Genomic DNA, 7,491 nt, shown 5'->3' on the forward strand with positions numbered 1-7,491 from the left:
AGCTAATTCCATTAGGGCCTGCAGGCGCATACCGACCTGCGAAAACGGGCCGGACATAAGCGTGCTGCCTTTACCTGAAAGCCAAAAATCGCAACACTGTTTGCAATCCGGGAGGCGTCCACATAAGGCTTTCCCTAGCGCTGGAAAAAGTCAGCAACGCGGTGAAATGCGGCTTTTGGCGCCCAAGGCGGCATTTGGTTTGATCTTGGGTCGCCGTCGGGAAAGGTCTTGACCAGGGAGAAGCTCATCATGTCCAGGTCTCGTGCCCCTTCGCCGAAGCGATAGCTCGGGAACGAAAAGACGTAGATGAAGACGCCATCCACTTCTGCGCCAGACAGGAGTTCCAGTTGTTCTTCCACATATTCGGCTTGTTCTCGTTCGCTTCGTGTGGGAACAATATTGTTGACGAACTTTCCCGTGCCGTCAGGGTTTTGCCCCTCCAATAGCATAAAGCCGCCGGCGCCGCGGGCAGCTGCCCCCTCATAAGCGCACGAGCCGACCTCCATAACGACAAGGGGTTTGCCGATGCGGAAGCGATCGAGACCGGCGACGTACTCCCTCGCCGTCTCCCCATTTCGGTAGTAGTCGACACCAACAACGTCGAACAGGCGCCAGTCGACGTTCTCCCACGTGCCGGAAGAGTAGGTCACGAGTCCGCTAAATTCTGCTCTCACTGCGGCTGTGATGGCCGTGAGAGCGTCATTGAGCATCGCCGACTTCTCCTGAAAGACAGTCGGGACTGTGGGCCCGGTTGCGGCTGCAGCCTGGGAACCAAGCCAGGCAACGCGTTCCATCAATGTTGCACCCGGCAGTATCCCGTCGTTGAACAGGGTGATTTCACAGCCGCAAACAAAGACAATGTTGGCGCCTTCGCCCCTCAACTGTTCTGCGGCACTCGCAGCCTGCGCGAAATAGGCGGGCAGGTCTGCGATCGGCACGTTCATCTTCCAAGGGTTGAAGAAGATGGTCAGGCCGGCGGCATGAGCAATGCGCGATGCTGTCAGCAGACGCTCGATTTCCTCTCCTTCGATTCGGATGGCATTGGCGTGCAGCGTGGTTGCGATGGTGTTGATATCGTACGAGACGAGCTCCGAATCGAAATGCGCCACGGAGTACGGATTGTTGGCGGTGAACCGAAGGCCCACGTCGTAGACGATGCCACGATATTTCATGTTGTTGGTTCCTTTCGTTGATACAAGACTTGGGAAGGCTGGACGCGCGGCCAACGCAGCAGTGCCTGCAGCAATTTTGAGTAGAGTCCTACGCTTCATCTCTTCGATTTTCGTCGGCGCTGCTGTAATGGAGCATTCTTCGTTTTGATGGTTCCACGCGAGCCGCTCGATCCGGATTGCCCGGAATCCGGCCTATTCCCGAGAGAGAGTCGAGCTGCTGTTCGGGTCGGCACGTCCGTGACCTTGATCGGCTGCTGGTTCAACCGTCTTTATGAAACAGCCACTTTTGCAACAGAACCAGCATGTGGAATGATCGTCTTTTCATCGTGTCCTGATTGGCGAAGGAGAGATCCCCAACCTGGCGATTTTTCGAACGGCGCCAGCGGAGGACGGGAGATTTTCTCGGAGGCCTGTGACAATGGCCGTGGCTCGAGAGATGAAATCATGCGGCGCGTGATGCCCGGATTTGATGCTCTCATGAGCCATTCTAAGCCCGTGAGCAAACTGGCGGGATCGCTTCATCGGAAAGCTCAAAAGCGTGTCCACACGCGGCTTCAGATAGTCTTTTTATCACGTGCCGTGCATTCTGACAGGGTCATGCGGACAAGGGAACTGGGCTCCAGTTGTCCATTGGCGCGAGTCGACTCTACCTGTTTCGAATGGAGACGGGCGAAAAAAACCTTACTTCCTTATCGGCAACGAAGTCCTTGGTCGCATCGTCGTAGACTGCTCGATACGGCTTCTGAGGCTGCTGAGCGAGCCATTCCTCCTGGGATCCGTTCCATACTTCGAAGAGAACCAGCTCGTCTGGCGCGCCAGAGTCTTCGCTCAGCACTGCGCTCACGAACGCTGGTTCTTCGGCCATCGCATGCATCAGTTCGTCGAGATGCGGCACGAACAAGGGTTTCGTCGCGGGAGCGAGCTTGAATCGAACGTAGATAGATAGCATTGTGTGTTCCTCGGTGTTCGCTTTGCAGATGGTGACCTCGACGCAAGGCTGACGAAGGCGACTTTGTCGCGCGGTTGGATGGTGGGACTCGTAAAGAGCAAGTCGGCCGATAACGTGATTGCGGCCGTCCGGATACTGGTCGCGAGTTACCCGGCTTTTTCTTCGAACTGACGAATCGTCGCGTCGTATGCGCGCGTCGCCATTTCTTCCAGCGGGAGTTTGCGTTCGACTTCGGAGAGAATCTCGACGCCCCAGGGACCATCAAAGCCAGTCGCCTGCACGGTTTTGATGAAGCCCTTGACGTCGAGCACGCCTTCGCCCGGCAGGCGACGCTTGTGGCAGGTGTCCATCCACAGTGGCTCGATTGCGTAGCGGTCCGCATCGTCGAGTTCAATGCCCTTGATGAACTCGGGCTTGATCGTGGCAATTTCCTTGAAGTCGATGTTGCCGCGCGAGAGATGCCAGATGTCTAGCAGAAGTCCAGCATTCGCCTTGTTGGCGCCTTCGACGATCGCCTTGCCGGTCTCGATCGTCCGAACGTTGCTGAACGGCATGATTTCGAGCATGACCTGAGTGCCGCGTTTCTCGGCGTCTTCGGCCAGCTTGCCGAACTCTTCCACCATGAGCGGGACATTTGCGGTTTCTTCGCCGATGCCGGGGCCGACCTTGACGATGCGCGCGCGCAGTTCTTCGGCGGCCTTCAGGTAGTAGTAGCGCATGCTGTCGGACGTACGGCGACGTTCGCCGGTCTGGTACCAGTCGACGAGGAACTCGAACTCGACATGCTTGATGCCGTTGGCCTCGAGGATGCGTCGCATCTCGGCAAAGCCGATCTTGTCGGCGGTCGCGTAAATGTCGGAATGAATGAGCCCGATGCCTGACCATCCGGCCCTGGCGGCAGCCTCAACACGATCCTTGAAGCTGAACGGACTGATCTCGGTCGGACCGAACGGATAGACGTCGCCCGACAGCGTGAAATAGGCTGCGACGAGCTCAATATTGGACTTTGACATTTCGACTCTCTCGATAGGGAACAGGGGGTTGACCAGATGGAACCGGCCACCATGAACATCACTATCGCGTAGAAACCCGGGCGGATAAACCCACCCGGGTTCCACTGAATGTAGAGATTTGCTCTACAAAACCTGGTGGCTGTGAGATAGGCAGCCTCGAATCCGATTGTTCGCCTCCGCACGTCTCATCGACGCGCCTGCAGCACATTTTTCCGCTGGAAGAAAATAACTTTTCGTCGGACCGCATTTTTCTTTGCGCCTGCTCCCCTTACTGTTGCCTCGAAAACATCAGAAACCAAACACTCAATTTTGGGTGTGGTCCAAAAGGAGACAACTCATGATCATCCGCAATCGCATCCTCGCTGGCGTCGCCCTCGCAACGCTGTTGACGACGTTGAGCACCGCCGGGAGCGCAGCAAGCCAACCGCACGTGACATTGCTCATGCCGACCCAGAGCGTCGAATACTGGGCGCTCTACATCAAGGGCTTCAAGAAAGAGGCACAGGCTCAGGGCATCAACCTCGATGTGAAGGTCACGAATTACGACGCCAACGAACAGGCCACGCAGGTCGAGCAAGCCCTCGCACAAAAGCCGGACGTCATCGTGCTCGTCCCGGTCGACTCAAGCGCGATGGTCCCGTCGATTCGCAAAATCGACCAGGCGAAGATTCCGCTCGTGATCTCCAATTCGATGCCGGATCAGAAGTACTCCCGGTACTGGAAGGTGTTCACCGGGCCGAACGACATCAGCAACGGTCAGGCTGCCGCCAAGGCCATGATCCAGGGCTTCAAGGATAAGGGCTATGGTGCGAGCGGCAAGGTGATCGTCATCAATGGGCCGATGGGCACGCCGCCGCAGCTCCAGCGCTACCAGGGGTTCGTCGACCAACTCAAGAAAGATGCACCGGGAATCCAGGTCGTGGGCGCTCTTCCGGGCGACTGGGACGCCGTCAAGGCGAGCGCGGCTGCTTCGGCACTGTTCACCCAATACAAGGATGTGAAGGGCGTTTACACCGAAAACGACGCGCAGCTGCGAGGCACCGTTACCGCAGCCGAACGGCTTGGCCTCGATCCCTCCAAGCTTGTGCTCGTCGGCCACGGCTGCGACCAGTCAGGCGTCGACCTGATCAACGCCGGCAAGGCATACGCCGATGTCGAGCAGTCTCCTTTCGACGACGGCGCGTACGCCGCCAAGGCAGCAAAGATGCTGGCTACCGGCGGTACCCCGCAGGCGCTCCAGTATCTGCCCAACCCGATCGCGACAAAGGCCGACGTGAACGTCTGCTATTCGCAGCAGAAGTGATCGACGGTTGAGGCAGTAGTCAATTCTGCCTCGCGCGCTCCAGTTATTTCGACGGTCGCGGCACCATGTGCCGCGATCGATATTTGGAGGTTTGGATGAGACGAGAGATTGGTGTCGGCGTGATCGGAACAGGCTTCATGGGAAAGGCGCATGCGCTCGCCTACCGTGCTGTTCCGAACGCCTTCCCGGAGTCGGTGCGGCCGCGCCTTGTCGCGGTGGCTGACGTCAATGAGGCGGGTGCACGACAAGCCCAGGAGCAGTTCGGGTTCGAGCGGGCAACGACGGACTGGAAATCACTGCTCACAGACGACGCAATCAAGGTGATCTCCATCACGACGCCGTGCAGCCTGCATCGCGAGATGGCGCTTGCGGCAATTGCAGCTGGCAAGCACGTGCACTGCGAAAAGCCTATCGCCCCTTCGTCAGCCGACGCACTGGCGATGGCCGAGGCCGCCGCGGCGGCAGGAACGGTGACGCAGGTGGGGTACAACTACATCAAGAATCCGATGCTGGCTCTCGCGCGCCAAATGATCGCGGAGGGCGAGCTCGGTGCAATTACAAGCTTTCGTGGGGTCCACGCCGAAGACTACATGGCAGACCCCGAAATTCCCTACGGCTGGCGAGTGGATCCGGAAAACGGCGCCGGTGCGCTCGCGGAGATCGGCAACCACATCATCGGGCTGTCCCGCTTCCTTCTCGGGCCGATCGAGGAGGTGACCGCGCGGCTCGAGACCGTCAATAAAACACGGCCGGTCGCACCGGGCGCGCGCGAGCGGCGGACCGTGAACGTCGACGATATTGCCCGGCTGATGGTCACGTTCGCCCGAGGCTGCTCGGGCACGCTCGAAGCGAACTGGGCCGCGACCGGGCGCAAGATGCAGCTCGAGTTCGAAGTCTATGGGACCAGGGGCGCGCTCGTCTTCTCGCAGGAGCGTTTCAACGAACTGCACTTTTACCGCGGCGGTGACGATCCACGTACCTCGGGATTTACCCGTATCGAAGCGGGACCTGCACACCCGCCGTATGCCAATTTTACGGTCGCGGGCGGCCACCAGCTCGGATTCAACGATCTCAAGACCATCGAGATGGCCGGATTCCTCGATGCGATTGATCGAGGGGGGCGGGCGTTTCCCGACTTCCAGGAGGCGTGGGAGATCCAGCGGGTCGTAGACAGCGCCGTCCAGTCATCCGTCGAAGGGCGTTCGATCGCGATCTGAGGGAAAACGGATGCTCCAGCGTTTAAGCGGCCTCCGGCGAGAGACTTCGCCGGGGCCGCTTTTTTTTGGCCCGAAATGCGTTCACAAGAACGATGCCGATATTTCCGCAGGGAGGAAATATCATTTTTCCGCCCGGCATTTTTCTTTTGGGGGCGACGAAATAACCTTTTGGACAACAACAGCGAAACCGCGGCAGCGGTCCACAACACGGAGACAACGTCACGCCCGAACCTGGGCGCAACGCATCCCACCGGCATTTCTCCCTGTGGTTCCGCACCTCCTGATGAACCGCACGCGCCCGTTGTGCCCGGCGCGTCGACATCGGGATCAGCAGTCTCTTTCGGACCTTACGCGCGACCGCCCCGTTCTGAAGGCGGTGCCGATCCGGGAGTGGCTGGCGGTACGTGATGTTGCGACGCAATAAGGTGGATGCAGGACGATAGGTGGATCGGCGAGGCGACAGACCGATCCTCCATTGGAGGAAGACAATGCTACAAGACCCGACCAGCGGCGGTGCTGCCATTGAAACGCCAAGCTTGCTCAGCGCGCTGAACCTCACGAAGCACTACGGCGGCGTGAAGGCACTGACCGGCGTGAGCCTCGAACTCGCGCCCGGCGAAATCCACGCCCTTTGTGGCGAGAACGGCGCAGGCAAGAGCACGTTCATCAAGATCCTCGGCGGACTTGTCGAGCCGGACGATGGCTCGATTACCGTGGATGGTCAGCAGCTCAAGCTCGGCCATCGCACCGATCCCAAGCTGATCTCGATTGTTCACCAGGAGCTCGCGATTGTCCCCACGCTCTCGGTACTTGACAACATCCTCCTGGGCGGCGCGGACCAGCGCGAGATTTACCTGCGGGGCCGCTACCGTGACACGGTTCGAGCGCATCTCGATTCGGTGGGGCTTTCCCACGTCAAACTGGACAGTCCGGCATCGCGACTGAGCCTCGCTGAATGCCAGCTGGTCGAGATTGCGCGCGGCATGTCTCGCCAGGCAAAGGTGCTGCTGCTCGACGAACCAACGGCCACGCTGTCGGACGCCGAAATCGTGCGCGTGTTTGATGTTGCACGACGTCTGCGGGACCAGGGGACGGCGATGATTTTCGTCAGCCATCGACTCGATGAGGTCTTTGCCCTGACCGACCGGATCACGGTTTTCCGGAACGGCCAGCACGTCATTACGAGCAAGACCGCAGACATGACCACCGGGGAGGTAGTGAAGGCGATGATTGGCCGGGAGCTCGTACGTCATCCGGTCAAGGCCACTGAAGGACGCGCCTCCCTGCAGCCGCGCCTGTCTGTCACGAATCTGAGCGTTGACGACAAGCTGAAAGCCCTCAGCGTCGATGTCGCGCCTGGCGAGATCGTGGCGGTCGTCGGGCAGCTTGGATCGGGAGCCGAGACGGTAGTCGAGGCGCTTGCCGGGCTGCGTGGCGACATCTCAAGGTCTGTGAGGCTCGACGGTGAGGTCGCAAAGATCGACAGCGTGCGAAGCGCGCTTCGTTGCGGCGTCGGTTACGTGGCCGAGGACCGGGCCGACAAGGGCGTGTTTCTTGACGCTCCGATCGGTATCAACATCACTGCATCGGTGATGTCGAAATTCAGCCGCGCCGGCGTCATGCAGCGGGCAGCTGAGGCCACGGAAGCGAGGCGTCTCGCCGGGATGTTTGCGATAGACGCGAAGCGACTGTCGCACGAGGTTTCCACCCTAAGAGGCCAGTTCAAAAAGCCGACTGCGCTCGTTTGAATATATTCCAGCACACGAGCGAGCAAGCGAATTTGAGGAATGCTTCGTGAATGTCGCTACGGCGATCGAAGCGAATGCGAAGCCGACGG

General features: G+C 59.3%; 6 protein-coding genes and 1 pseudogene. 3 read left to right on the forward strand and 4 right to left on the reverse strand.

Annotated elements, in window-relative coordinates; all coding sequences use genetic code 11:
* Positions 1–134: 134 nt before the first annotated feature.
* The 3 genes from AB4Y40_RS42400 to AB4Y40_RS42410 form a co-directional block, all read right to left on the reverse strand.
* Positions 135–1,172: a hypothetical protein gene (locus AB4Y40_RS42400; RefSeq protein WP_368692941.1), complete on the reverse strand. Its 1,038-nt coding sequence runs from the start codon at positions 1,170–1,172 to the stop codon at positions 135–137.
* 646 nt (positions 1,173–1,818) lie between these two features.
* Complete coding sequence (locus AB4Y40_RS42405) at positions 1,819–2,121, reverse strand: putative quinol monooxygenase (protein ID WP_254319685.1); 303 nt, start codon at positions 2,119–2,121, stop codon at positions 1,819–1,821.
* 146 nt (positions 2,122–2,267) lie between these two features.
* Positions 2,268–3,239 carry a sugar phosphate isomerase/epimerase family protein gene (locus tag AB4Y40_RS42410; protein ID WP_368692942.1) on the reverse strand — a complete coding sequence of 324 codons (972 nt, stop codon included), beginning with the start codon at positions 3,237–3,239 and terminating at the stop codon, positions 2,268–2,270.
* 232 nt (positions 3,240–3,471) lie between these two features.
* On the opposite strand from AB4Y40_RS42410, the gene AB4Y40_RS42415 reads away from it, so the two are divergent.
* From AB4Y40_RS42415 to AB4Y40_RS42425, 3 genes are all read left to right on the forward strand, one after another.
* On the forward strand, positions 3,472–4,437 hold the full coding sequence (locus AB4Y40_RS42415) for a sugar ABC transporter substrate-binding protein (protein ID WP_368692943.1): 966 nt from the start codon (positions 3,472–3,474) through the stop codon (positions 4,435–4,437).
* A 95-nt stretch (positions 4,438–4,532) separates the two neighbouring features.
* Positions 4,533–5,654: a Gfo/Idh/MocA family protein gene (locus AB4Y40_RS42420; RefSeq protein ID WP_368692944.1), complete on the forward strand. Its 1,122-nt coding sequence runs from the start codon at positions 4,533–4,535 to the stop codon at positions 5,652–5,654.
* Positions 5,655–6,142: 488 nt separating this feature from the next.
* Positions 6,143–7,402 (forward strand): sugar ABC transporter ATP-binding protein, encoded by a 1,260-nt coding sequence (locus AB4Y40_RS42425; RefSeq protein ID WP_368692945.1) that lies wholly within the window; start codon positions 6,143–6,145, stop codon positions 7,400–7,402.
* Here the strand turns inward: AB4Y40_RS42425 and AB4Y40_RS42430 are convergent.
* Positions 7,377–7,491 (reverse strand): annotated as a pseudogene (locus AB4Y40_RS42430) (IS5/IS1182 family transposase); the annotation flags it as partial. The gene AB4Y40_RS42425 and the pseudogene AB4Y40_RS42430 sit on opposite strands and share 26 nt — an antisense overlap.

The sequence above is a fragment of the Paraburkholderia sp. EG287B genome, assembly GCF_040965595.1.
GTDB lineage: Bacteria > Pseudomonadota > Gammaproteobacteria > Burkholderiales > Burkholderiaceae > Paraburkholderia.

What these genes read in the sequence shown, in the direction of transcription:
- AB4Y40_RS42400 (WP_368692941.1), bottom strand. Translation starts at nt 1,172, where the DNA reads ATGAAATATCGTGGCATCGTCTACGACGTGGGCCTTCGGTTCACCGCC.
- AB4Y40_RS42405 (WP_254319685.1), bottom strand. Translation starts at nt 2,121, where the DNA reads ATGCTATCTATCTACGTTCGATTCAAGCTCGCTCCCGCGACGAAACCC.
- AB4Y40_RS42415 (WP_368692943.1), top strand. Translation starts at nt 3,472, where the DNA reads ATGATCATCCGCAATCGCATCCTCGCTGGCGTCGCCCTCGCAACGCTG.
- AB4Y40_RS42420 (WP_368692944.1), top strand. Translation starts at nt 4,533, where the DNA reads ATGAGACGAGAGATTGGTGTCGGCGTGATCGGAACAGGCTTCATGGGA.
- AB4Y40_RS42425 (WP_368692945.1), top strand. Translation starts at nt 6,143, where the DNA reads ATGCTACAAGACCCGACCAGCGGCGGTGCTGCCATTGAAACGCCAAGC.